Raw genomic sequence first — 23021 nt, 5'->3', positions numbered from 1 at the left:
AAAGCAAAGGCCGCGTTCACGAGTGCACCCGCCGCTTCGTCGTATATCCAACCGCAGACGATGCATGTCCACCTCCTCAAATCGTGGCCAGAGGTGTGGAAGTCGTCATCTTTTTCAATGAAGGTGTATCACCGGACACCATTGCGCGCACGTAACTTGCCCGGTCTCGGGGAGCGTGCGAAACAGCGGTGCTGCGTAGTCACGTGCACAATAGCTGTCGCAAGCAGGGTGCGGAAGGACCTAATCGGGAACTCTCCTTTGCGCAGTGGGGCATGCCGCAATGGCGCCTGCGCTAACGATGCGTGCGCCGGGCATCGGGTGTCGCGTTCGTCCGGGCCTCAGTGTGCTTGCAGTGGATCGTTGGGGCGTCGCAGCGAAGAACTGCATATCCGTTTGCGAGGGAGTAACGGCTGTTTTGCCGGTGTTTTCGCGTTACCGTCCTTGCCATGGATGTCTCGCGCGCCGGTGCGGCCCGCCGTGTCGGCATTTACAGCAGACGCGACTGGGACCGTTTGAAATGGGTTGTACGGCGCGCGCCATTCGCTTTTGAGGACAGGGCCGCCAGAGTTCGCGGCGGCCATGCTGCTCGCGAAGTTTGACCCGGGGCGGAGCTTGTCAACCCGCATGGGTCCGCACCGAGGCCGCTCAGCTTTCCCAGTAGCCTTCCTGACTGAAGATCGCTGCGTAGAAGTCGAGAAACGCCCGTACCTTTGATGACACAGTCTTTTTGGGGGGATAGACGGCCCATACCGCAGGCGCCGCGCGCGTAGGCTGTGCTTCCCACTCAGGAAGGAGCTGCACCAGCTTGCCTTTCCGGAAAGCGGGGCCGATTGCCCAGGTGGGTAGCAGGGCTATGCCGCGGCCGGCAATGGCGAGATCCAGTACCGCTTCGGTATCGTTGACACGCAAGCGGCTCTGGAGTCGCACAGATACGTCTTGGGGAACCGTGCGATGCGTGCGGTTGACGAAAAACCATGTGTCGTCTGTCGCCAGGGGCATGCGTAGCGTCGTGTGGCCTGCTAGTTCCTCCGGGGACGCGGGGGTGCCGTGCTGTGCCAGATAGGCCGGGCTCGAACATACAATCCGTCGATGTACTGCCAGTTGCCGCGCCATCAATTGCGAATCCGGGAGTACACCAATTCTGATCGCGAGGTCGATGCCCGAATCAATGATGTTCAGGACGTCGTCGGTGACGACCGCATCGATATCGATTTTGGGGTAGCGATCCATGAAATCCGGCAGATGGCGTATCACGTGTCTGCGCCCAAATGATGTCGGCATCGTAACGCGCAGGAGCCCGCGCGGAGACGTGTTGAGTGATGCTGTGATTTCGCGTGCTTCGTCCAGGCTTTTGATGACGATAAGCGCGTGTTCCCTGAAGACCCGTCCCCCTTCGGTGGGCACCAGGCCTCGCGTCGATCGATTGAAAAGCGCGATTCCTAGATCCTGTTCCAGTTCGTTGATATAGCGCGAAACGGTAGAGGTCTTAATCCCAACTTTATCTGCCGCCTTGCTGAAACTTCCGAGCTCCGCCGCATGAAGAAAAGCGCGTATTGCAGAGAAGTAGTCCATGGTCCGCTTCCGGGATAGCAAGTCGAGGTTGTTGCCCAATGCCTGCCGCACTCTCGAGCCATGCATGCAGCTCGGGTAATCGCCTGGGAGGCTGAATATTCTACTGTACCGGGCGTGAGCTGATGGTGGCGTAGCCGCTAGGTTACCGGCTCGCCTTCGGCACGTTCTTTCACGATGATGGTGCGGCGCAGTGTCCACAGTTCCATTAACTGGCGCAGCAATTCATACTCGATGGGACGCAGCCGAATGTCACGTGGAATACTTGGTGGCGTGTCGGTGCTCGTGTGTGCCTGTGCGTGGATCTTGTCGATAGCGGTGCAGAGAACATCGCGGAACGGTGCACTTCCTTCCGCCGGAATTGGCGAGTTCCGGACAACGGCTGCCGTTCCCAGAATCCGCCGTAGCAGCGAGAGCGTCGCAACGGTCTTGCGTCGCTGAGGCGTGCGGCTTGGCCAACCGCGTCGATAAATCTCCTCGGCGTGCGTGCTTGCGAGGCCCGCGGCGCGCCGTAGTGCCTCGATCTCACCGTCGCATCGATGTGAAATTCCTGCCGCAGCGGCCAGATACGCGAGGTTGGTTTCGACCGCGTGCTCAACGGCGTCGCCGAGACTTTCGCCGCCTTTCGCTGACCAGACGATCCAGGTAGCGAGCACTGCGGCCAGACAGCCGAGCAGGTTGTTTCCGAGTCGGTCGAGTGCGTACATGAACTCGTTCGCCGGCTTGGCGAAATCGGCGACCAGCACGAACGACGGGGTAAGGAACACGACATACAAGCTATAGCTGACGCGCCGTAGTCCCATCGTAAGGCACACCAGCGGGAAGACGACGAACGAGATCGCAAGCGGGCTGTGAATAATAAGCCCGATCACCGCGGCGAGCGCGGCGCCGGCCGCACTTCCGGCCGCGCGCTCCAGACTTCTGGACAGTGTCGTGCCGCTAGCAGGTTGCAGCACGAACAGTGTTGCCATGGTTGCCCAATAACCAAACGGAATGTGAAAGCTTCGCACGACGACGAACGCGGACGTCGTCGCCAGGCAAAGCCGCGCTGCGTGGCGCAGGCCGGGCGAACCAGGCCGCAGGTTCGCCCGCAGCGTTTTGAGTGCGTTGCGTGTGGTGCCGAGCGTGGCGCGCCACCAGCCCTGTTCCGTTGCTGCGGGCGCATAGCGCTGCGCGTTGACTGACAAAAGGCGGATGGAGAGCGAATGATCCAGGGCCTCTTCGAGTCGCCGGGCGACTGTCGGCAGGCGCGCGCGCAGTTCATACGGGAACGGCGAAAGCGGTTTTTCAAGGACCAACGCGATGCGGGCAAGCACCTCTGCGAGCATGCCGAGGCAGCGTGCGAGCCGTACTGCGCGGTCTCGCCCAGGGCGGCACGGAGCGTTTCCGGGAATCAACGCATGGTCGGCCGCCGTTGAGACGACGATCAGGGTGACGAGGATCTGGTCGGCGTCGTCGAGGGCGAGTTGCAGATCGCCGAACAGCTGGCGTCCTTCTACGCGCGACTGGGGCAAACTGATCAGCGCTTTGCGTGCGGCTTCCAGCGACTGCCGGACCATTGCACGAAATTCGGTCGCGTGCCGCGTCCAATCGGCGCGCGTGGCGGCGGGATCAGTGGCCAGCGAGGCAATATCGCGTGCCGAATCAGACAGATGCTGATACACGAGCCGGACGGCATAACGGCTTGGTCCGAACGGGTGAATGCGCCAGATGCTAAAGCTGAGGACGGTCGCCACGAGGCAACCGCTCAGGTAGATACCGAGTAGCGGTGCACCGCCGCTGATACTGTGCATCGGACTATCCACCATGACGATGCAGGTGGTCGCCGTCACGAGCGCGAGCTGGTAGGCGGCGGGCGACCAGATGGACGCAAGCCCGGCGCAGAACGAGACGGCCAGCACCGCGGCGCAGGCCGCGAATGCGCCCGCGCCTGAGGCAAGGGCTGTCAGGCCGCCACACACGGTGGAGAGCACGGCGAATCCCATCATCGACGCGAAGCGGCGGCGCGACGAACCAGCCGCATCGGCGAGGCACGTCCAGAACGCGCCGATCGCGGCCCAGGAGAAAAGGGGGTCATGCAAAATCTGTCCGACGAGCAGCATCGCGGTCGACGCGCTAGCTGCCCGGAGGCCCTCGGACAGGCTTGCTTCCTCGATGGCGAAAGAAACCATCCACGCGGGGCGCTGCCGCGCGAGGTTGCGAAAGAAGGCCTGCTTTCGATGCGGCAGGCGACGAAAGATAGAAAGGATCACGCGACGCTCCTCTTCACTGATGGCGACGCGCACACGTCGTGGCGAGGACAAGGCGAGCGTACCAGATGCCGCGGGTGTCAGGCCTAACGGAACGACGACGGCTATGTGTTCTCGGCCAACTGATGAGCGTTTATCGCGAGGTTTCAATTTTGCGGGAAGAGCAGGGCCGAAGTTATCCCCTTTTTGCAAAGGTGATTTTTGGTGCGCGCGATTCTAGCCACGAAAATTTGCTCCTATAGTGACGGCAACCTTTTGCGCAACGCCCTATCTCACGCGCATAAGTGTGCCGTTCTTCACTAGTCCACTTTCTGGAGGTATTCCATGCTGGACAAAACCGTAGCTTCAACGCTTGAGCTCAATGGCGAAGTGACGCGTGACGCTCAATACTTCGAATACACTTCGTCGGCCAATCCGATCGGCGCGAAGCTGATTTCGCGAGTTCCGTATCGTTCTTTCCTGACCTCGCTTTACGACAGCGGTCCAACGCGGGTAGTGCCGCTTGACCTGTCTGCTGAACTGCGTTGCGAGGGCCCCGCTACCGGTCCTGGGCTGATCGCCAACTTCGTGCGTATTCTCGCTGGCGAGAAGGTTTCATTGAACCCAAACGCGACTTCGCAGGTTTTTTACGTCCTGGAAGGCTCGGGCGCCGCAGTACAGCCAAAGACTTCATTCCAGTTCGCCAAGGGTGATTTTTTTGCGCTTCCCGGTGGCGCAGAAGCAGTGCTGACGGCTGACTCGACCGCGCGGCTCTACTACGTCAACGATGCGCCGTTGCTCGCCTATCTGGGTGTGGACGTCGGGCAGGCGCGCTTTTCGCCGACGCTTTACCCCGCAGTCCGCGCGGAAGAGGAACTGCTGAAGGTCGCTGGAGCACCGGGCGCTGGTCAGCGCAGTCGCGTCAGCATTCTGCTTGGCAACGCGGAATTTCCGCAGACTCGCACGGTGACCCACACCCTGTGGGCAATGTTTGGCGTTATTGCGCCGAACACGATGCAAAAGCCGCACCGCCATCAGTCGATCGCGCTCGACTTCATTTCGGAGTGCAAGCCCGGTTGCTATACGCTGGTCGGAACCGAACTGGATGAGCAGGGCAACATCGTCAACCCGGAGCGCGTCGACTGGGAACCAGGCATGGCTTTCGTCACGCCGCCGGGCTACTGGCACTCACACTTCAATGAGTCGGGGGAAAACGGCTACGTGATCCCAATCCAGGACGCGGGTCTTCAGACGTATCTGCGTTCGCTGGATATCCAGTTCGCACATTGATTGGGCACCGGGTGCCTTGCTCCGGGTTGCGTGTCTGCGTCTTGACGGAACAAGGCGGTCAGCGTTGCATCGCAAAGACGCAGCGCACGCGCTCTCTGGATTCGAGGTGTCGCGGCACGCAATGTGCCGTTGGCAGAACTTGCTCACCGCAAAGCATCCGGAACAACCGACGACAAGAGGGGGCTAACCAGCCCAAAGTCTGGCGGAGACCAAAAGTCTCCGCCTTTTTGCGGCACCCGGGTTTCGTCGACCAATCTCAAGGGCGTCCTTATGCCGTGAAGCCGGCCCCTCGTAATTCAAGATTCCAGAGATGAACTGCTCCATATCGTATGACCGTGGGATCCTCCGGCAACCGGCAGGTAAGCACCATCGTCGCACCCGAGCTATTTCTCACGCCACGCTAATTCAACAACGGCTCTGGATGGGCCGCTTCGGTCACGGGCTCGTCCGGCTGGACGTTGAGCACGCCCATCGCTGCCTGCGCAATCTCGGCGAATACAGGTCCTGAAACGTCACCGCCATAGTGCTTCGCGCCTTTGGGCTTGTCGACCGAAACAGCTATCACGAGCCTCGGGTTTCTGATCGGAATAACCCCCACGAACGATGCGCGGTAGGCGTTCCTCTCATATCCGTGGCGGGTGGCGGTATAGGCCGTTCCTGTCTTTCCCCCGACGCTGTATCCAGGGACTTCGGCCTGAGGAGCAGTACCGTCTTTCGCCACCACACTCTCCAGCATTACCCTGACTTCATCCGTTGTGTGCTCGGTGAAAATCTGCGTATCTTTGACGGACGCTTCGTCCGTCTTGTACAGCGAAAGCGGCACGAGCCTGCCGTTGTTCGCGAAGACCGTGTAGGCGTGCGCGAGCTGGATTAGCGATACGGACACGCCGTATCCGTAGGACATCGTCGCCTGCTCGATGCGATGCCACTTTCGCCACGGTCTCACGATGCCGACACCAGCGCCGGGGAACCCGAGGTCTGGAGCGTGCCCGAATCCGAGGGCAGTGTACATCTTCCACATTTCCTCGGGCTTCATCGTTAGCGCTATCTTCGTTGCGCCGATATTGCTTGACTTCTGGATAACCCCAGCAACAGTCAAAGTGCCGAAATTTGCGTCGTCCGTGATGGTGGCTCCCTCCAGGGAGAGCGTTCGGTTCGTCTCCACGAGCGAATCAGGCGAAACCCGGCGCAGGTCGAGAGTGAGTGAGACCGTAAACGGTTTCATTATCGAACCCGGTTCGAATACATCCGTCACCACTCGGTTACGCAAAGCAGGCCCTCGTAGTAAGGAACGATCGTTCGGGTCGTAGCTCGGATAATTTGGCGAGAGCCAGAATTTCGCCGGTGTGGCCATCGACGACAACTGCGGAGCCGGCCTCCGCGTTGCTATTGATGACGGCTGAGCGCAGCGCGTTGAAGGCGCTGTACTGGATACTGCCGTTCAGGGCAAGCTGGACGTCGACGCCGGGACGTGCAGTAGTCACGTTCCCAAGATCTTCGACGACGTGTCCCACTCTATCGCGAATGACCAACTTGGTGCCGTCCACGGCTCCAAGCTTCGCGTCCTGGGCAAGCTCTACGCCGTCTTCGCCTGCACCCGTGATGCCGGTAAAGCCGACCAGTTGTGTGGTGACTTCGTCTTCAGGGTATAGACGCTTGTACTCCGTAGTCTGGTAGATTCCCGGGATGCCCAGAGACTTGATTTCGTCAGCCTCGCCAAGCGGCACCTGACGCTTCAGATAGACGAATGTTTTGTCACTGTCGAATTGTGCGGCGATCTGCTGCGCCGGCATGTCGAGTAGCCGCGACAGCGTCGCAAGCTTGCCGGGTTCAAGGTCTTCGGGAATTTCCTTAGGGTCGAACCAAATGGACTTCACGAGAACATTTGTAGCCAGCGCCATCCCGTTCCTGTCTATTATCTTTCCGCGCTCAGCACGAACATCGATGATGTGTTCAACTCGCGAGGCGCCTTCCTTTTCATAGAACTTGCGGTCGATAACCTGAATCCAGAAGGCACGGGCCGCGCAGGACGCAAACGCAATCGACATGAAAATCATCACTAGCGTCGACCGTCCGCGGGAAACTTTTGCCTTCACGAGTGGTGTTTGATTGAAAGTGACGTTTTGCGGCATCTATTGATCTTTCCGTAAATCATGACAACCGTTGAGCGTCTCAAGCGTTATATTTCCAGGACGGTCCTGGAGACGAGTTGGCATGGCGCAATGGCGAATGAGCGAAGCAGCAAAGAAGCGATTGAAGGCGGGTCGACTGCTGCTGGCGGGCAAGGGCTGCGCCGAGGTGGCGTTAGCGGTGGGTGTGGCTCGGCAGACGGTGTACACATGGAAGCGGCTGCTCGATGAAGGCGGCATCGATGCCCTGCGAGAGGTGCGCGAGCGGGGGCGCCCGGCCCAACTCGATGAGCAACAGTTGGCGGCTGTTCGCGCCGCCCTGCTGCAAAGCCCCGTCGAGCATGGATTTGGCACTGAACTGTGGACTCTCAAGCGTGTGGGCGCGGTCATCGAACGCATGCACGGCGTGCGCTTTGGCCAGACGCAGGTTTGGCGCATCCTGGGCTCACTGGGCTTTAGCCCGCAAAAGCCCGAGAAGCGGGCCATCGAGCGCAACGAGGATGCCGTGCGCAACTGGAAGCGCCGCACCTGGCCGGCCCTTAAAAAAAAGCCCGACGAGAAGGCCGACTGATTGTCTTCGTGGACGAGTCCGGCATCAGCGAGCGCCCGACCAGAGTCCGCACCTGGGCGCCCCAGGGGACAGACGCCCATCATCCAGTTTCACTTCAACTGGAATCACGTCTCGGTCATCGCCGGGCTCACGCGCACCAACTGTTTGTTCCGGCTGCACGAGGGCAGCATCAAGAAGGAAGAGATCGTCGGATTCCTCAAAGCGCTCACGGCCCACCTGAAGCAGCCGCTGCTGGTGATCTGGGATGGCCTGAAGGCGCATCGCAGTCGTTTGGTGCGCGAGTACCTGGACAGCCTGGACAGACACATCCAGATTGCGTTTCTGCCGCCGTACGCGCCGGACATGAACCCGGTCGAATACCTGTGGGCCTGGCTGAAGCGCCACGCACTGGCCAACTACTGCCCCAACGATCTCGGCGAACTGCACGCAAGCGCCCGCAACAAGCTCAAGAGCGCTCAAAAGCGGCCTTCGATCATTGCCGCTTGCTGGATGCAGGCTACGCTGTGGTGACCGTCATGAATTATGGAAGTCTCAATAATAACTAGTGAGTGTGATTTCCGAAACGATCGACGATCCGCCGGCACACTGGGAATTTCTTTGCGTGTGCTGTCGAAAGACAGATTCCGCAAAAGAAGCGAGCGGGTATGCGGAGTCAGAAGAATCGAAAAATCCGGAACCTACGGGGTTGGACGCGACAATACGTCGCTCGAGTTGGGCGTGTGGTTGGGGCGCCGCCACAGGCATTGCAAAAACTACGCTGATACCTGCTGGCTCCTCGAAACGACGAGCGGCGGGATCGAGAGAAAAACGATCCCGAGTGCGGATATCAGCAGGTTCATTTTCCCGGCCACGCTATAGGAGGTCACACCTACGACGCCACCCGCGCAAAATGCTGCCATCGTCAGCGCTTTGGCTTTCAGTTCGTGGAAGTGCTCAACCCGATCAGGCAGCTTATTCCTCTGAAGTGCATGAGCGAAGATAAGACCGAGTTTCACTCCGATATCGGTCGATGTGCCCGAAAAATGAGTGGTGCGCACCCGGAAATTCGAAACGACGGCGGCTGCTGCGTTCTGGCAGCCCATGAGAAAACTCAATCCGAAAACGAGCACCAGGCTGCTTGCAGTGTGAACCTTCACGTCTATAACTGCGAGAACCACAAGCGACACGGCTTCTGTCATGAAGATGATCGCGCACGTGTGCGCCCGGTTACCTGCACCGCGAAACTCGAGAAGAAGCGCAGAAAGCGTCGCTCCCATGATGAAGAGCATGATGATCACGAGGAGTGAGAGCCCCGAACGCGGGTCGCCTGTGGCGATCCTGTCTGCCAATGACGTCACATTGCCAGTCATGTTGCCCGAGAAAATACCTGCGACACAAAAGCCCGTCGCATTGAGAACGCCGGCGACTGCCGCGAGCGACCAGGCCAAACGCAGTTCGTGACGTGACGAAAGAACGGTTTGGTCTAGAGACATTTGCTGGAGATCCTTGTTTCTGGGCGTGGTTTCTTGACGCATCGATCCGCGATGCTCGGAAGAGACCAGGTGTTCTCCGCCTTGGCTTGTGTTCATGTACATCAAGCATGGCAGCCGAGACGCGCAAAGGATACGATGTGACTCACGTCACAAGAAGCTCTCTGCCGGGAAATCAGATTTGCGGGAAAGGGGCCACCTCGGCGGGCTGCCTGTAGAAGTGCATGCCGGTCATTAGGTCATCAAACATGGAAGCGTGGGTTTTGTGACATGGCGCTTGGCGAGGCAGAACGCGTTGCGGCTCCCATGCCGTCGCCAGAGTCGTGTGTGATAGGCGAATTGCTGCAGTCGCATGTGGTTGGGAGGATCTCGACTGGACAGCGTTGGGTGGCGTGGTTCAAAAATCGTCGTTTTTGGGTAACACGGACGAGCGGAATCAGCTCGCCTGTGAAGGCGGGATTGGGGGCTTGCGGGGGTGATGCCGGGTGGCGGTTACCGGCCCGGCGGTCAGGCTCGCTGGGATTGAAGCGTGCCCAGGCCGAGAAGCGTGAGCCAATGCGGATGAGGCTGGCCCGTCATCACTTCACGCGGGCTTCTGCCGACGCGCCCGACATGCCGACTGCGCATGAAGCGACGATGATTCAGAAAGAACTGCAGCAGGCCCAGATACGCATTGCCGAGGTGACGGCGTAGCGTGAAGTAGTTACGCAGCCGCGAGTTGAGGTTCTCCACCAGTGAGCTGCTACGTGGCGTGTTTGCGAGGGCCTGTGAGACGGCGCTGAACACCGCGTGGAACCGGCTGCCCATTTTCGATCGCAGCCGGCTCCAGCCTTGCCAGTACGCCGGCGAGCTCGTCGGCTTGCGATGCAGCACGCATGCGGCGCGCACGAGATAGTCGGGCACCTGTTCGGCCTGCGCGATGGCGGCCAGTTTCCCGTCGAGCACGCCCGCGAAGGCCAGCAGGTCGTCGCGCTGGTTCTGCAGCGCGCGGCGCACCGGCCGGATGCGTCGCACGTCTTCGTGCTCGCGGCGACGCAACTCGTCGACGACGAAATCGAACAGCTCCTGGCGCGTCGCCAGATCGGGGCCCGCCAATGCCAGGATGTCGCGGCCCAGCCACTGGACGAGCGTGCGCAACTCAAGCGCCAGCACATGTGTGCGTGCTTCGGCCTGACAGAGCGGCTTCAGCTGGGCGACGAGCAGACCATCCTGATTCTGTCGAAAGCCCCTGTCGATGAGGGTCTGCAGCTTTTTGCGCCGGTTCCGGGCCTCCATCGCAATGCGGGTCCGGAGGTTGACCAGCGTTTCGCACTGGTGCTGGATGTGAAACACATCGCCATGGCACGGCGTGTCGCCCCAGGCGAGTTTCTGTCCGGCGCGCAGGCCAGAACCGGCGTCGGCGATCGTGTAGTCGGGATCGAGCCCCTGCGCCTTCGCGTCGTGCAGGTGCACATACCATGTATCGCCGTCGCGCTGCGCTTCTGCGGCAAGCAGGTAGCAGTATGTCGAGCGGGCGTCGACGCCGGCGAGCACAGGCTGCGCCCCCTGAAAGAGCTCGTCGTGCAGACCCACGCGGATAGCGGACAGGTCCTGCCCACAATTGATGGCGTCCGCCTGCTGCGCGGCCTGTTGATGAATGTCGTGCACGCGCCCCAGGCTGATGGACGCGCCCAGCACGTCGCGCATGAATTCCACGACACCGCGATACGAGCTGTGGCAGATCAACGTCAGCGCGAGCGTCACCTGCTGCAGAAACCTGTCGGTGACCGGTAGCATGAACAGCACCTCGTCGGCGACGTTCGTCACCACCGGCGCAAAGGCGTCATCCAGCGCGGCGCCAGCCTTGCTCACCTGCTCGTAGACGAACTTGCGGCTGACGTTGTGGCGGTCGGCCAGCGCGCGGACCGTCTCCGATCCCGTCAACGCGAGAATTGCCAGGTCCTTACGTTCACATTCAGGCAGCTTCGCTGCCACACTCGCGGATCGGTTCATGCGTTCACCACGACTGGAAAAATAGGGGCCTCATTATCGCCCCCCGATCACGTCATCCCTAGCTCCGCGTGTAATATAACCCGTTTTTGAACCACGCCTCTTCTACGATCAACCGATTGTCCTCAACGAACGGCAAGCCGGGGCAGCGATAGAAGGGGTGATCCGGCAAAGTAGCACCGACGATGTTGCCCAGCTTGCGGTAGATACCCATGGTTATACCGACTATGCAATGGGTCTCGCACGGGCCCTGGGCTTGACCTGTGTCCACGCCTTGCGCATCTCCGTGACCGGCGCCTGCACGTCCCGCAGCACCATGCTGTCCCGGGGGAACTAAGCGCCGTCACCGATCGGGACGTCCGGCTGGACCTGATCGAGAGCATCTGGGACGAGTTCGTACGGGTCGCCGCCTCGGTGCAGTCCGGTCAATGCACGGCGGTGCAAGCGCTCACGCGCTTCGGTTCAGCCGCACGCGGACAGCCGGTGTACGACGGCGGCGTCCATGTCGGACGACTATTCCGGACGATTTTCCTGATCGACTACTTCACCAATGCAGCGTTTCGCGCCGAACTGCAGCACGTCCTCAATCGCGGCGAGGCCGTGCATACTGTGCAACGGGCGATCCACATCGGCAAGATTCCGCTGGAGCTGACCCGACACCATGACTCGCTCGCAGCCGTGTCGTCGGCGTTGGCGCTGCTTTCCAATGCCGTGATGGCGTGGAACACGATACACATGCAACGCGCAGTCGATCAGATCGAGGCAACGAGCGGAGAGACCGTTCATGCGGGTGACTTGCGACGCATCGCGCCAACCCATCTCGAAGGCATCAACCTGCGCGGCACGTTCGATTTTCCGATTGCACGCTATGCGCACCGGGTCTTGCCCAGTGCAGCTGGCGATCCGGGCACACCGTACCGACAGCATTCGGCCTGACCCAGATCGCCAGAGGACGAGTCTTTTTACGGCGCGTTGACGGCGTCTTTGAATGCCTTGCCCGCGGTGAACTTGACGGTCTTTGCCGCCGCGATCTCGATCGGCGCGCCGGTGCTCGGATTGCGGCCGGTACGCGCGGCACGTTGGCCCGAACCGAAGCTGCCGAAGCCGACCAGTTGAACCGTGTCACCGTTCGTCACGGCGTCCTTGATCGTATCGAACAGTGCGTCGAGCACCTCGCCTGCCTGCGTTTTACTGATATCGGTTTGGGTGGCGATCGCGTCAATCAGGTCCTGCTTGTTCATACGTTGTCTTTCCTGTGAAAAAGGGTTAATCGAAATGACGGGATTCTTTCGCGGACCGTCAATTGAACCGACGTAACGAGTACCTCTGCTACCCGTTGCAGCCAACAGATTGAGAGTGGTGCGGCATCACGTCACGGGTGCGGTCACGTGCGAATCCTATAATGGGATCCTGATTCGCGCGCTGCAGATGTGCCTCGCTTCACTATTGATAGCAAACCATGCATATTCTCGTCCCTATCGCATTTGTTCTGATCATCGGCAGCATGGTTTCGGCGCTGTATTTCATGATGCATGATCGGGGCACGACGCAGAGAATGGTCTGGTCGCTGGCGACACGTGTCGGTCTGTCGATTACGCTTTTCCTGTCCATCCTTTTTGCGCACTGGATGGGCTGGATCCAGTCCACCGGCATTCCCTTTGGCCGCTAGCGTGTGGCGTCCGGACACGCGGCAAAATCCCGTCGAAACCGTCTGATCCGGATTCACCGATGATCACCAGCAGGCGTGTGCCGGAATCTCGGCGGGCAGCACGACTCAAAGTCTGTCTGCCTTGACGAGCGCGACCAGTTTTGCCCGTTCGCCGGCAACGTCCGCCTTTTCCCCAGCCGGCCAGTCGAGAGCGATTCCGTCGTCGAGCGACTGCCGGACCACCGACGAATAATCCCATTTGCTCAGTTTCCCCGATTTCATCGCGTCTGCAATATCACGCCGGAGATCGACAGGAAAGCGCGTATAGGCGTTTGATAGCGCAGCGTACTGCCGCGCATCGATCTCGACGGATGAGTGAAGTGAGGCCCAGAATACGACGGCAACAATCGCCATCAACGGCACCGCGGTGTAACGGAGAATGAACTTGACGGGCGCCATGACAGGTTTTCGCGAAGACGCGCAATGCACGAACTTCCGACCAGAAAGTATGACTTGAAGACGATCAGTGTCCAGTCACCGAACGGGAGACGACCTGCGAGAAGCCGCAGGCCGCGCATCATGTGCCGCCCGGGGCAAACCGGAGACTACGCATAATGCACGTCGAATATACCAAAATCCCGCAGGGGCAGTCCGCGACAAACTGCCACGAAAACGCCATTCTCCATCTCCTCGGGAATGACTATACTGAAAGCGATATGTAATTACATCATGGTTCCATTCATGGTTCCATAACCGGCCGATGCGGTGGGCGGTCAAACGCGCGCCGGATTGACTGGGCACGCCCAGCGAGGAGGGGCGTCATGTTCAAGCATCTGCTGGTGCCGACCGACGGCTCGACGCTCTCTGAAGCCGCCATCCAGATGGCGGTGACACTCGCCAGTGAAAATGGCGCCAAGGTCACGGGACTGCATGTCATGCCGGAATTTCACGTCTTCGCGTATGGAACCGAAATGCTTGCGGATACCGAGGAGCAATTCATTCGGGTCAACCAGCAGCATGCAGATGACTTTCTCGCCGCAGTTACAAGGGCAGCTGCGCAGGTTGGCGTCGAATGCGAAACGGTTGCCACGACCCGTGCTCGCCCGTATGAAGCGATTATCAGCACCGCAGCCCAGCGCAATTGCGACCTGATTGTCATGGCATCTCACGGCCGTAGCGGTGTGCATGCCCTGCTGATCGGCAGCGAAACGCAGAAGGTCCTGACACACAGTGCAATTCCCGTTCTCGTCGTGCGCCAGTCGACCCAAACGGGCGTGGACCGCGAAGTGGAATCCGGCACGCCATCAACCATATCGGAGTCGTCTGCACCTCAGGGGTACATCATCGGGTGAGCTACGCTCGCAGTTACTCCGGTGCGCGTCTCATCACCGTCGCCAGTATTGCCACGAGGGCGGCAACGGTAAGCCGTGGTTTTGCTTTGCCGTGCGTGCGGAACATGCGGGCCGACGGCACCGATGCCGGGCGCTTCCGGTCTTCAGTCTGCGCGCCTGCTGCCCCGTACCCACACCGCCACAATCACGAGAAAGATCGAGCAGGAGCCCCACTGGGTCAGGACACTCGACCATGCCTGCGTCGAATTCGATGTTGAATGGCCAGCGAGATGCAGGAGCACACCCGGTGCGAGTTGCAACTGCTTTTCGACGGTCCACCACTTCAGCGTCAGGGCAACCGATGCCAGTCCGCTGCCGACCAGAACTGCGCCCAGTAACGGGTCATGAACGCGACGGGACGGCTGGGACGCGAAGCATCGCGCGAGGTATGTCAAGGCCGCACCGTTGACGGCGGCCGAGAGCATCACAAACCACAACGGGAAGCGCAGGCTGATCGCGACCATGAAGACGATCATCGTCAACACCTGCGGCCATGCCCTGCGCATCAAGGCACTGACAAGATCTCTCAGATTGGCCAGGTGCTCAATCATCGTTATTGTCCTCGAACGCATCGGAATGGTACATGGGGTCGTCATCATGCATCGGTCCGGCGCGAAGCTCATGCCAGGATTTCCGTCAGCGGCGCATGTCGCTGGCGGAACTCAGGGCGGGAGGGTTGTGCGTTTGACGCGAAGCGCGGTGAGTATGCCCCTCAGGATATCGGTGGGGGGCGGCGGACAGCCCGGAATCGTGACGTCGACAGGCAGGAGGTTCGACAGCGGTCCACACACGGCGTAACTGCCCTTGAAGATGCCGCCCGTGCAGGCGCACTCGCCGGCCGCGACGACCAGCTTCGGATGCGGCACTGCATCGTATGCTCGCCATACCGCCTCCTTCATGTTCAATGTGAGCGGGCCTGTGATGAGCAGCATGTCGGCATGCCGGGGACTCGCGACAAACCTGATGCCCAGACCTTCGATGTTGTAGTACGGATTGTTGAGCGCATGGATTTCCAGTTCGCATCCGTTGCAGGAACCCGCGTCGATCTCGCGAATGCACAGCGCCCGCCCGAGCACGTCGAGGATGTCCTGCTGGATTCGCTGCCCTTCGGTGCGCCATGCGTCATCGCTCTCCGGCAGGCGCTGGGTCGGCGCGTCGGTCCTGGCGATCTGTCTGAGAAGTTGCCACATTACAGGTCGTGTCCGGCGTAGTTCAGATTGAATGACTTGTTGATCAGCGGGAAATCAGGAACGATATTGCCGATGATCGCGTGCTCCAGGGCTGGCCAGTTATGCCATGACGGGTCATGGCAGTGGCAGCGTGCAATGGTGCCGTTGGCGCCGGTCTCGAGAGCGATCAATACGTCGCCGCGCCAGCCTTCGATCCAGCCCACCCCGAAGAAGGGCGAACCGTCGTGTTCGATCCGCGTGACGATGTCGCCGCCTGGCAGGTCGTTCAGGAGGGCACGGATCAGCCGGATGGACTCGTAGATTTCATTGAAGCGGACGGCGACCCGGGCCGCCACGTCACCCCGGTCATCGCTGACCATCTGCACCTGAACCTCGTGGTAGGGCGCGTAGGGGTGGTCGACCCGCACATCGGTTTTCCGGCCGCTGGCACGCCCGACCAGCCCGCAGACACCAAAGTGCTCCGCGACCTTCGCGGAGAGTACGCCTGCGCCTGCAAAGCGATCCTGCAGCCCCGACTGATCGTCGTAAATGCCCTGCATCACACGAACCTGTGCGTCGACCTGGTCGCACTGCATCAGCATCGCGGTGACGCAGCGCGCATCGACGTCCGTTGCAACACCGCCGGGCACAATGCGGTCCATCAGATAGCGGTGTCCGAAAAACCGGTCGTTCAGCCGGAGCCAGTCTTCCTTGAGGCGGGAGAATTGCGCGAGGCCGTACCCGAATCCGGCATCGTTACCCAGCGCCCCAAGATCGCCGAGATGATTGGCAATGCGCTCGCGCTCGAGCAGCAGCGCGCGCAGCCACTGCGCGCGTGGCGGAATGCGCACATCCAGTGCGCGTTCGACGGCCATGCAGTATGCCCAGGAAAAGGCGATGGTCGTATCCCCGGCGATCCGCCCCGCCAGTCGATGCCCGAGCAGCAGTGGCGTCTGTTCGAACAGACGTTCGACGCCCCGGTGCGCATAACCCAGCCGCTCTTCGAGCCTCAGCACCTTTTCACCAACGACCGAGAAGCGGAAGTGTCCCGGCTCGATTACGCCGGCGTGGATCGGCCCAACGGCGATCTCGTGGACACCGTCTCCGGCGACCTGCACAAACGGATAGTCCTGCTCCCGGGATTCGAACCGTTCCGTCCCGGAGGACTGCTTTTGCAGCGGATGGTAGTCGGCGGGCCAGTTGCCGTGATTCAGCCACGGCCGCGTATCGTCGGCACCAATCGCACGCAGCCCAAGCAGGTCGTAGATAGCCCGCTGCATACGCGCTGCACACGGAAAGACGGTTGACAGATCCGGGTATCCGCCCCCGTCATCATGCCCTTTGTCGACCGGCAACTGAAGCCACAGGATGCCGTCCTCCAGCGCGTAGGCTGCGGAGATCGTGAATGCGCCCGCGGCGGTTTCGGCGCCCCACAGGGAGATCAGCCGGCCGCCGGCTTCGCGCACCGTCGTGGCGGTGCGGGTCCAGGTGACGGAATCGGTTCTCGCCAGAAAAGCTGACGACCTGCCGGTAAATGCGGACAGGCGGATCAGATCAGGAAACCCGAATGCCTCGATATGCATGCTTCACCCCGCGATCATGGCCGCCGCCTGCCGATACCACGTTGCAAGATACGGCGGAATGTAGAGTCCCAGCATCAGCCCGAAGCCGAGATGAACGAACACCGGCAGCAACGCTGGGGGGTGTTCAAGCGCCCTGGCCGTCGTCTCGCCGAACACCATGCCCTGCACGCGGACAAAGATGGCCGCAAACGCCGCGGCAAGCGCGAACAACAGGAAGGGCGTCGCCCACGGGAGTTTGCTCATCGCGGTCGTCAGGATCAGGAACTCGCTCGCGAACACGCCGAATGGCGGCATACCCAGGATTGCCAGCGCGCCGAGCATCATGCCCCAGCCAACGGTTGGGCTCACGCGCAGCAAGCCGCGGATGTCGTCGATCGCCTGGGTGCCCGCCTTCTGAACCGCGTGTCCGACGGTAAAGAAGATGGCCGACTTGACGAGCGAATGAACGGTCATGTGCAGCAGACCCGCAAAGGTCGCAGTGGGGCCGCCCAGACCGAAAGCGAACGTCATCAGGCCCATGTGCTCGATCGACGAATACGAAAAGAGCCGCTTGACGTCTTTCTGCCGGAATAGCGAGAAGGTCGCAACCAGCACAGAGATCAGTCCGAAACCGACCAGCAGGTGCCCCGGCAGGCCATTCTGGAGCGCGCCATCGGCCAGCACCTTGCATCGCAGGACGGCATAAAGGGCGACGTTGAGCAGCAGGCCGGAGAGTACGGCCGAAATGGGCGTCGGGCCTTCGGCATGCGCGTCGGGCAACCAGTTGTGCATCGGCACGAGACCGACCTTGGTGCCATAGCCGATCAGCAGGAACACGAACGCGAGCGAAATGATGGTCGGGTCGAGACTGCCCTTGACCGCGTTCAGGCTGGTCCAGAGCAGCGCATCGCCGCCGCCGAGCTGCCGGCTCGCGGCGAGATAGAGCAGGATCGTGCCGAACAGTGCCTGCGCGATGCCGACGCCGCACAAGATGAAATACTTCCACGCGGCTTCGAGACTTGCCGCGGTGCGATAGACGCTGACCAGCAGCACCGTCGCGAGCGTGGCGGCTTCCATGGCAACCCACAGGATGCCCATGTTATTGGTGAGCAGCGCGAGCAGCATCGCGAAGATGAACAGCTGGTACATGCTGTGATACAGGCGCATGCGAGGGCCGGTCATCCTGCCGCGGTCCCGCTCGATGCGCATGTACGGCCTTGAAAAGATCGACGTGGTCCAGCCGACGAAGGCCGTCAGCGCGACCAGGAACACGTTGAGCGGATCGACGAAAAAAAGCTTGCCCAGTGCGAACGCAGGCCCATGCGCCACTGTCTGTGCAGCGAGCAGCATGGCGGCGACAAAGGTCAGGAAACTGAACCCGACGTTGAGCTCCGCAGCGACATGGTGCTGTCCTGCGAGCGCCAGACATGCGCCTGCAAAGAGCGGTATCCCGAAAACCAGCAGCAGTACCCAGGCTTCAGTCATCTTTGAGTTTTTCAAGGTGATGAATGTCCAGACTGTCGAACTGCTCGCGGATCTGGAACATGAACACGCCAAGGATCAGAATGCCGACCAGCACATCGAGTCCGATACCGAGTTCGACGATCATCGGCATGCCGTTCGTCGCCGCTGCCGCGGCAAAAAACAGGCCGTTTTCCATCGACAGGAAGCCGATCACCTGCGGTATCGCTTTCGCGCGCGTGATCATCATCATGAACGACAGCAGCACGCAGGCGAGTGCAATGCCGAGCGTGCCGCGCGCGACCGACGAGGCGAGCTGGCTGATCGGCGAGGCCACGTTGAACGCGATGATCACGAGCACGATGCCAACGAGCAGGGTCGCCGGGATATTGAGCAGCGGTTCGACGTCGGTCTTCACGTTGAGCCGCTGCACGAGCCTGTAAAGAATCCAGGGAATCAGGCCGACCTTGAGCACCAGGGTCAGTGCGGCGGAGATATAGAGGTGGACGTCGTCCGTGACAAATCCCAGGATCAGATTGGCTGCCACGAGTGTCAGCCCCTGCAGGGTGTAGAGGTGGATCAGGGACAGGATCCGGCGCTGGCTGAGCATGGCAAACGACAGCAGCAGCAGGATGGCGGCCAGGAAGTTGATGATCTGCGTCGCGTAGCCGTGCATTCACGCCCCCAGCAGGAAGTGGACGAGCATTCCAATGACAGCCAGCAGGAAGGCTGTCGCGAGAAACTCCGGCACACGGAAAATGCGCATCTTCGCGTTGGTCGTCTCGACGACCGCGAGCGCTGCGCCACCCACCAGCAACTTGACGAACAGCGCCGGTATCGCGAACAGCAGCGCCAGCGGATTGCCCGCTTCGGCAATGCCCCACGGGATGAACAGCGCAAGGCCGATGCAGGAGTACGCGAACAGCTTGAGGCTGGCGGCCCACTCCATCAGCGCGAGATGCCGCCCGGAATACTCGAGGATCAGCGCCTCGTGGATCATCGTCAGTTCAAGGTGCGTGGTGGGGTTGTCGACCGGCAGGCGCGCGTTCTCGGCGAGCGACACCATCGTGAACGCGATCCCCGCGAATGCGAGGCTCGGGTAGATCGCCAGCTCGCGATGGCTGAGCGTCGCGACGATGCTGGTCAGCAAGGTGGATCGCGTAATCAGCGACGCTGAAAAGAGCACCATCAGCAAGGCCGGCTCCGCGAGGAAACCGACCAGCATTTCGCGGCGTGCGCCCAGTGTGCCGAATGCGGTACCGATGTCCATCGCGGCCAGCGAGATCACCACGCGGGCCAGCGCGAAGAGGCCCACGAGGGCGATCGCATCGGCGGCCGGCGACAGCGGCAGGTCGGTCGACAGTGTCGGCACGATCGCGCTGGCAAGCGTCATGCACGCCCAGACAACATAGGGTGCCCCGCGGAACAGGGGGCTGGCATGACCGGCGACGACCGACTCCTTGTTGAACAGCTTGTGAAGCATCCGGTAAGGCTGCCAGATGCTCGGCGAGCGGCGGTTCTGCAAACGGGCGCGGCACATGTTGACCCAGCCCGTCAGCAAAGGCGCGGCCGCCAGTGCCAGCAGGATTTCAAGCCCCTGGGAGAGCAATCCGGAGAGTGTGATCATCGTCTCACCAGCATCAGCAGCACGATCAGCACGAGAAAGCTATGCATCAGATAGACGGCGATGCGGCCAGTTTGCAGTAACCCGGCCAGTGCCGCGACGCGCCTGACCAGCCGCTCCAGCGGCTGATAGATCAGGGTCCACGCGCGATCCGTCACGGTGACGCCATACACGGGTTGTTTGTCGAACGGAGAGGGAAGCCGCCGTTCGATCCTGAACAGAGGCGCGAAGATTTCGCGGATCGGCTGACCGAACCCTTCGGCTGTGTCCTGCATCCGCGCGTTGACGAACGGATAGCCACAGGCCCATGGCGCGGCTCGCCGCAGGCGCCCGTGATAGAGGCGGCGGACCAGCAGCCACCCAAGCCCGCAACAGGCGAAGAAGAACAGCAGGAAAACCGCTGGCATGTAGCTGGCCCGCTCGACGCTGATGGGTGCGAGCAGCAGCCAGCCATGCCTTGCCACTGCGGGTCCGATGCCCGCGCCCACCAGCAGCTGTGTGACGCGATCCAGAACGATCACAAACTGTACCGGCAACAGGCCGAGCAGCACGCATATCGCTGCCAGCCACACGAACCCGGCCCGTTCCCACGGGCTTGCATCGCGTGCGTCGCGAAGCTTCGTCTCGCGAGGCTGGCCAAGAAAGACGATGCCGAAAAACTTGACCATCGTGTAGCCGGCGAGAGCGGCTACCAGGGCGATTAACGCGGCAACAAGCGGAACCACCATGTTCAGGAACGGGTCTGGCAAGCCCGGTGTGAACAGGAAGCTTTGCAGCAGCAGCCATTCGGAGACAAAACCGCTCAAGGGCGGCAGGCCTGCACTGGTCAGCGCGCCCACAAGAGCCGCCCATGCGGTCCACGGCATGAAGCGGATCAGGCCGCCCAGGCGCCCGAGATTGCGCTCGCCCGTCGCGTGTAGCACCGAACCCGTGCCGAGGAACAGCAGGCTCTTGAACGTCGCGTGGCTGGCGATCTGGTAGAGCAGTGCCGTCAAGGACAACGCTGCCAGCGCGCTCATGCCATACGCGCGAAACAGGATCGCCAGCCCCATGCTGACGAACATCAGGCCGATGTTGTCGATCGACGAGTACGCAAGCAGCCGCTTCATGTCCGTCTGGATGGCGCTGAACACGACGCCGAACAGGGCGGTGAAGAGCCCGAGCACCAGCATGAGCACGCCCCACCATGCAATCTGCACGTGCAGCAGGTCGAACACCGTGCGCAGCACGCCGTACAGGCCGGCTTTCAGGACGAAGCCGCTCATGAGGGCCGATACCGGCGACGGCGCGGCCGGATGCGCCTCGGGCAGCCAGACATGCAGCGGAACGATGCCGGCCTTGGTGCCGAAGCCGAACAGTGCCAGCAGGAATGCGATGGATGCCCAGAACACGTCCAGATGTTGCTGGCGCATGTTGGCGAACGTATAGTCGCCGGTATTGGCCTGCAGCAGGCCAAAACACAGCAGCAACGCCAACGCGCCGACGTGGGAGATCAGGAAGTAGAGCCAGGCGGCCCGCCGAATCTCGGCAAGGCGGTGATTGGTCATCACCAGGAAGGTGGCCGAGAGTGTCATTGTCTCCCACGCGACCATGAAGCAATATGCATCGTCCGCGAGCAGCAGCACCGCCATGCTTGCGAGGCACACGTGGTACTCAAAGCAGATGAGTCCGGGAGGCGTGCCTTCGCCCTTGCGGAAATAGCCGGCGGAGAACGCACTTACCCCCGTGCTCACCACACCGAGGACAGCGAGGAAATACGCTGACAGGCCGTCGAGCCGCAGATGGAACGGCAGGCCCGGCAACCCGAGCGGCAGGATGACTTCCTGAGGACCCGCGAAAACGCCGGTCAGGCCCAGTCCGCACAGGAACAGGCCGAACACTGCACCGACAGGGAACAGGCCATGCGCCACCATGCGGGTGCGACGCAGAGTGCCCAGCCCAAGCATTCCAACGATCAGCCAGCCCGCGACTACCAGCAGCACGTAATGGACGACCAGCAAATGTTCCATCGGCGTTGTCTCCGTTGCCGTCAGATGTTTTGTTCAACGGCCAGTGTGGAGGACGAAGGGTATCCCGAAACCGGTTCTACCCGGTGGTGACGTTCCATTTTTTTGACATACTGGCACAGGTCAAGCCCCATCGATTTCGTGATGGCTTCGGCGCGGGCATAGAGGTCCTGCCATCCCGGCACGATCGCCTGTCTGATGCCGATGGCAATGGTGTTGCCTTCGCGTCGCGCCATGGTGCGGAACAGTTTTCCGTCGCACGCACGGCGTATCCGGTCGAGGTGGGTGGGTAGCTGCGAGTCGTTGTTGAGCAGATTGGCTACCAGCACGCCTTCATCACGCAGCGCGGCATGGCAGCAGTCGTAAAAGTACTGACTCGACAGGCTGGCGGGCAGGCCAAACGCGTTAAAACCGTCGAGCAGGATTACATCCGCGATGCCAATCCTGTCCGGGAGATATTTGGCGGCGTCGGCGTGCACGATCCGGAATCGTTCCGAATCAGGCGGAATGAAAAAACACTCGCGTAACGCGATCACTCCCTCGTCGATTTCCACGGTGGTCACCCGTGCCAACGGAAATTTGTGGAAGCAGTGTTTCGACAGGGATCCTCCGCCCAGACCCACGATCAGGATGTCCCTGGGGGCGGGGTGAAAGAGCTGGAACGACATCATGGCCCGCGTGTACGACAGATCCGGTTCGAGCGGATCACTCGTGCGCATTGAGCTTTGTATGCCGAAGGCGTCGAAACACAGCGACCGCGTGCGCAGCCCCTCGCGCACCACGGGTTTTCCATACGTCTTTCCCCACCGCTCCGCCAGGGCCTGCCTGAACTGATTGTGATCGGCCGACAAGTCAATATTCTCCTGAAACTGCGCAGATCAGTTGCCACGAAACGGAGTCACACGACGACTGGGT

The 23021-nt window shown here is 61.0% G+C and carries 19 protein-coding genes and 2 pseudogenes; 5 read left to right on the top strand and 16 right to left on the bottom strand.

The features are described from left to right. Positions 1-645: 645 nt before the first annotated feature. Entirely contained in the window at positions 646-1572 is a 927-nt protein-coding gene (locus tag B0G77_RS28120) for a LysR family transcriptional regulator (RefSeq protein WP_133665221.1), read from the bottom strand. A gap of 137 nt (positions 1573-1709) precedes the next feature. Next, entirely contained in the window at positions 1710-3821 is a 2112-nt protein-coding gene (locus tag B0G77_RS28115; RefSeq protein ID WP_133665220.1) for an FUSC family protein, read from the bottom strand. A 321-nt stretch (positions 3822-4142) separates the two neighbouring features. Between B0G77_RS28115 and B0G77_RS28110 the strand changes: the two genes are divergently transcribed. Further along, the gene (locus tag B0G77_RS28110) at positions 4143-5087 is read left to right on the top strand and encodes a cupin (protein ID WP_133665219.1); all 945 of its coding nucleotides are present in this window, start codon (positions 4143-4145) and stop codon (positions 5085-5087) included. Between the two features lie 400 nt (positions 5088-5487). Here B0G77_RS28110 and B0G77_RS44615 read toward each other — a convergent pair whose 3' ends face one another. Together B0G77_RS44615 and B0G77_RS44610 are read right to left on the bottom strand one after the other, a co-directional pair. Beyond that, on the bottom strand, positions 5488-6441 hold the full coding sequence (locus tag B0G77_RS44615) for a penicillin-binding transpeptidase domain-containing protein (protein WP_243751240.1): 954 nt from the start codon (positions 6439-6441) through the stop codon (positions 5488-5490). Beyond that, entirely contained in the window at positions 6350-7219 is an 870-nt protein-coding gene (locus B0G77_RS44610) for a hypothetical protein (protein WP_243751239.1), read from the bottom strand. Before B0G77_RS44610 ends, B0G77_RS44615 begins: the two co-directional genes overlap by 92 nt. Positions 7220-7301: 82 nt before the next feature. Between B0G77_RS44610 and B0G77_RS28100 the strand changes: the two are divergent. After that, a pseudogene (locus B0G77_RS28100) lies at positions 7302-8297 on the top strand (IS630 family transposase). Positions 8298-8539: 242 nt separating this feature from the next. On the opposite strand, the gene B0G77_RS28095 reads toward B0G77_RS28100, so the two are convergent. Next, the gene (locus tag B0G77_RS28095) at positions 8540-9355 is read right to left on the bottom strand and encodes a YoaK family protein (protein WP_166656289.1); all 816 of its coding nucleotides are present in this window, start codon (positions 9353-9355) and stop codon (positions 8540-8542) included. 408 nt (positions 9356-9763) lie between these two features. Beyond that, positions 9764-11248 (bottom strand): hypothetical protein, encoded by a 1485-nt coding sequence (locus tag B0G77_RS28090; protein ID WP_133665217.1) that lies wholly within the window; start codon positions 11246-11248, stop codon positions 9764-9766. A gap of 97 nt (positions 11249-11345) precedes the next feature. Between B0G77_RS28090 and B0G77_RS28085 the strand changes: the two are divergent. Continuing rightward, positions 11346-12181: pseudogene (locus B0G77_RS28085) on the top strand (Tn3 family transposase); the annotation flags it as partial. A 26-nt stretch (positions 12182-12207) separates the two neighbouring features. Here B0G77_RS28085 and B0G77_RS28080 read toward each other — a convergent pair. Then, positions 12208-12486 (bottom strand): HU family DNA-binding protein, encoded by a 279-nt coding sequence (locus B0G77_RS28080; RefSeq protein ID WP_133665216.1) that lies wholly within the window; start codon positions 12484-12486, stop codon positions 12208-12210. A 218-nt stretch (positions 12487-12704) separates the two neighbouring features. Here B0G77_RS28080 and B0G77_RS28075 point away from each other — a divergent pair, with 218 nt between their 5' ends. Beyond that, positions 12705-12914, top strand: a complete 210-nt coding sequence (locus tag B0G77_RS28075) for a twin transmembrane helix small protein (protein WP_133665215.1) — start codon at positions 12705-12707, stop codon at positions 12912-12914. Positions 12915-13019: 105 nt separating this feature from the next. Here B0G77_RS28075 and B0G77_RS28070 read toward each other — a convergent pair whose 3' ends face one another. Then, the gene (locus tag B0G77_RS28070) at positions 13020-13352 is read right to left on the bottom strand and encodes a hypothetical protein (protein ID WP_133665214.1); all 333 of its coding nucleotides are present in this window, start codon (positions 13350-13352) and stop codon (positions 13020-13022) included. Between the two features lie 362 nt (positions 13353-13714). Here B0G77_RS28070 and B0G77_RS28065 point away from each other — a divergent pair, with 362 nt between their 5' ends. Further along, positions 13715-14245: a universal stress protein gene (locus tag B0G77_RS28065; protein ID WP_133665213.1), complete on the top strand. Its 531-nt coding sequence runs from the start codon at positions 13715-13717 to the stop codon at positions 14243-14245. A 143-nt stretch (positions 14246-14388) separates the two neighbouring features. On the opposite strand, the gene B0G77_RS28060 is transcribed toward B0G77_RS28065, so the two are convergent. From B0G77_RS28060 to B0G77_RS28025, 8 genes are all read right to left on the bottom strand, one after another. Next, positions 14389-14835, bottom strand: coding sequence for a hypothetical protein (locus B0G77_RS28060; protein WP_243751238.1), 447 nt, complete (start codon positions 14833-14835; stop codon positions 14389-14391). A gap of 111 nt (positions 14836-14946) precedes the next feature. Then, complete coding sequence (locus tag B0G77_RS28055; RefSeq protein WP_133665212.1) at positions 14947-15474, bottom strand: NADH-quinone oxidoreductase subunit B family protein; 528 nt, start codon at positions 15472-15474, stop codon at positions 14947-14949. Further along, positions 15474-17036: an NADH-quinone oxidoreductase subunit C gene (locus B0G77_RS28050; RefSeq protein WP_133665211.1), complete on the bottom strand. Its 1563-nt coding sequence runs from the start codon at positions 17034-17036 to the stop codon at positions 15474-15476. The genes B0G77_RS28055 and B0G77_RS28050 overlap by 1 nt, the downstream gene beginning before the upstream one ends. Positions 17037-17039: 3 nt before the next feature. Next, a complete protein-coding gene (locus B0G77_RS28045; RefSeq protein ID WP_133665210.1) occupies positions 17040-18500 on the bottom strand; it encodes a hydrogenase 4 subunit F in 1461 nt (486 codons plus the stop codon). After that, on the bottom strand, positions 18493-19152 hold the full coding sequence (locus B0G77_RS28040) for a formate hydrogenlyase (protein ID WP_133665209.1): 660 nt from the start codon (positions 19150-19152) through the stop codon (positions 18493-18495). Before B0G77_RS28040 ends, B0G77_RS28045 begins: the two co-directional genes overlap by 8 nt. Beyond that, positions 19153-20103 carry an NADH-quinone oxidoreductase subunit H gene (locus tag B0G77_RS28035; RefSeq protein ID WP_133665208.1) on the bottom strand — a complete coding sequence of 317 codons (951 nt, stop codon included), beginning with the start codon at positions 20101-20103 and terminating at the stop codon, positions 19153-19155. Further along, the gene (gene hyfB / locus B0G77_RS28030) at positions 20100-22109 is read right to left on the bottom strand and encodes a hydrogenase 4 subunit B (RefSeq protein ID WP_133665207.1); all 2010 of its coding nucleotides are present in this window, start codon (positions 22107-22109) and stop codon (positions 20100-20102) included. The genes B0G77_RS28035 and hyfB overlap by 4 nt, the downstream gene beginning before the upstream one ends. Positions 22110-22129: 20 nt before the next feature. Beyond that, a complete protein-coding gene (locus B0G77_RS28025; RefSeq protein ID WP_133665206.1) occupies positions 22130-22957 on the bottom strand; it encodes a spermidine synthase in 828 nt (275 codons plus the stop codon). Positions 22958-23021: the final 64 nt, after the last annotated feature.

This window comes from Paraburkholderia sp. BL10I2N1 (genome assembly GCF_004361815.1).
GTDB lineage: Bacteria > Pseudomonadota > Gammaproteobacteria > Burkholderiales > Burkholderiaceae > Paraburkholderia.
The sequence above is the reverse complement of the archived record's forward strand: the minus strand, read 5'-3'. Positions and strand labels throughout refer to the sequence as shown.

Bases quoted from the DNA above. Each gene is read 5' to 3' on its own strand.
- B0G77_RS28120 (WP_133665221.1), bottom strand. From the start codon at position 1,572: ATGGACTACTTCTCTGCAATACGCGCTTTTCTTCATGCGGCGGAGCTC.
- B0G77_RS28110 (WP_133665219.1), top strand. From the start codon at position 4,143: ATGCTGGACAAAACCGTAGCTTCAACGCTTGAGCTCAATGGCGAAGTG.
- B0G77_RS44615 (WP_243751240.1), bottom strand. From the start codon at position 6,441: ATGGCCACACCGGCGAAATTCTGGCTCTCGCCAAATTATCCGAGCTAC.
- B0G77_RS44610 (WP_243751239.1), bottom strand. From the start codon at position 7,219: ATGCCGCAAAACGTCACTTTCAATCAAACACCACTCGTGAAGGCAAAA.
- B0G77_RS28095 (WP_166656289.1), bottom strand. From the start codon at position 9,355: ATGAACACAAGCCAAGGCGGAGAACACCTGGTCTCTTCCGAGCATCGC.
- B0G77_RS28090 (WP_133665217.1), bottom strand. From the start codon at position 11,248: ATGAACCGATCCGCGAGTGTGGCAGCGAAGCTGCCTGAATGTGAACGT.
- B0G77_RS28080 (WP_133665216.1), bottom strand. From the start codon at position 12,486: ATGAACAAGCAGGACCTGATTGACGCGATCGCCACCCAAACCGATATC.
- B0G77_RS28075 (WP_133665215.1), top strand. From the start codon at position 12,705: ATGCATATTCTCGTCCCTATCGCATTTGTTCTGATCATCGGCAGCATG.
- B0G77_RS28070 (WP_133665214.1), bottom strand. From the start codon at position 13,352: ATGGCGCCCGTCAAGTTCATTCTCCGTTACACCGCGGTGCCGTTGATG.
- B0G77_RS28065 (WP_133665213.1), top strand. From the start codon at position 13,715: ATGTTCAAGCATCTGCTGGTGCCGACCGACGGCTCGACGCTCTCTGAA.
- B0G77_RS28060 (WP_243751238.1), bottom strand. From the start codon at position 14,835: ATGATTGAGCACCTGGCCAATCTGAGAGATCTTGTCAGTGCCTTGATG.
- B0G77_RS28055 (WP_133665212.1), bottom strand. From the start codon at position 15,474: ATGTGGCAACTTCTCAGACAGATCGCCAGGACCGACGCGCCGACCCAG.
- B0G77_RS28050 (WP_133665211.1), bottom strand. From the start codon at position 17,036: ATGCATATCGAGGCATTCGGGTTTCCTGATCTGATCCGCCTGTCCGCA.
- B0G77_RS28045 (WP_133665210.1), bottom strand. From the start codon at position 18,500: ATGACTGAAGCCTGGGTACTGCTGCTGGTTTTCGGGATACCGCTCTTT.
- B0G77_RS28040 (WP_133665209.1), bottom strand. From the start codon at position 19,152: ATGCACGGCTACGCGACGCAGATCATCAACTTCCTGGCCGCCATCCTG.
- B0G77_RS28035 (WP_133665208.1), bottom strand. From the start codon at position 20,103: ATGATCACACTCTCCGGATTGCTCTCCCAGGGGCTTGAAATCCTGCTG.
- hyfB (WP_133665207.1), bottom strand. From the start codon at position 22,109: ATGGAACATTTGCTGGTCGTCCATTACGTGCTGCTGGTAGTCGCGGGC.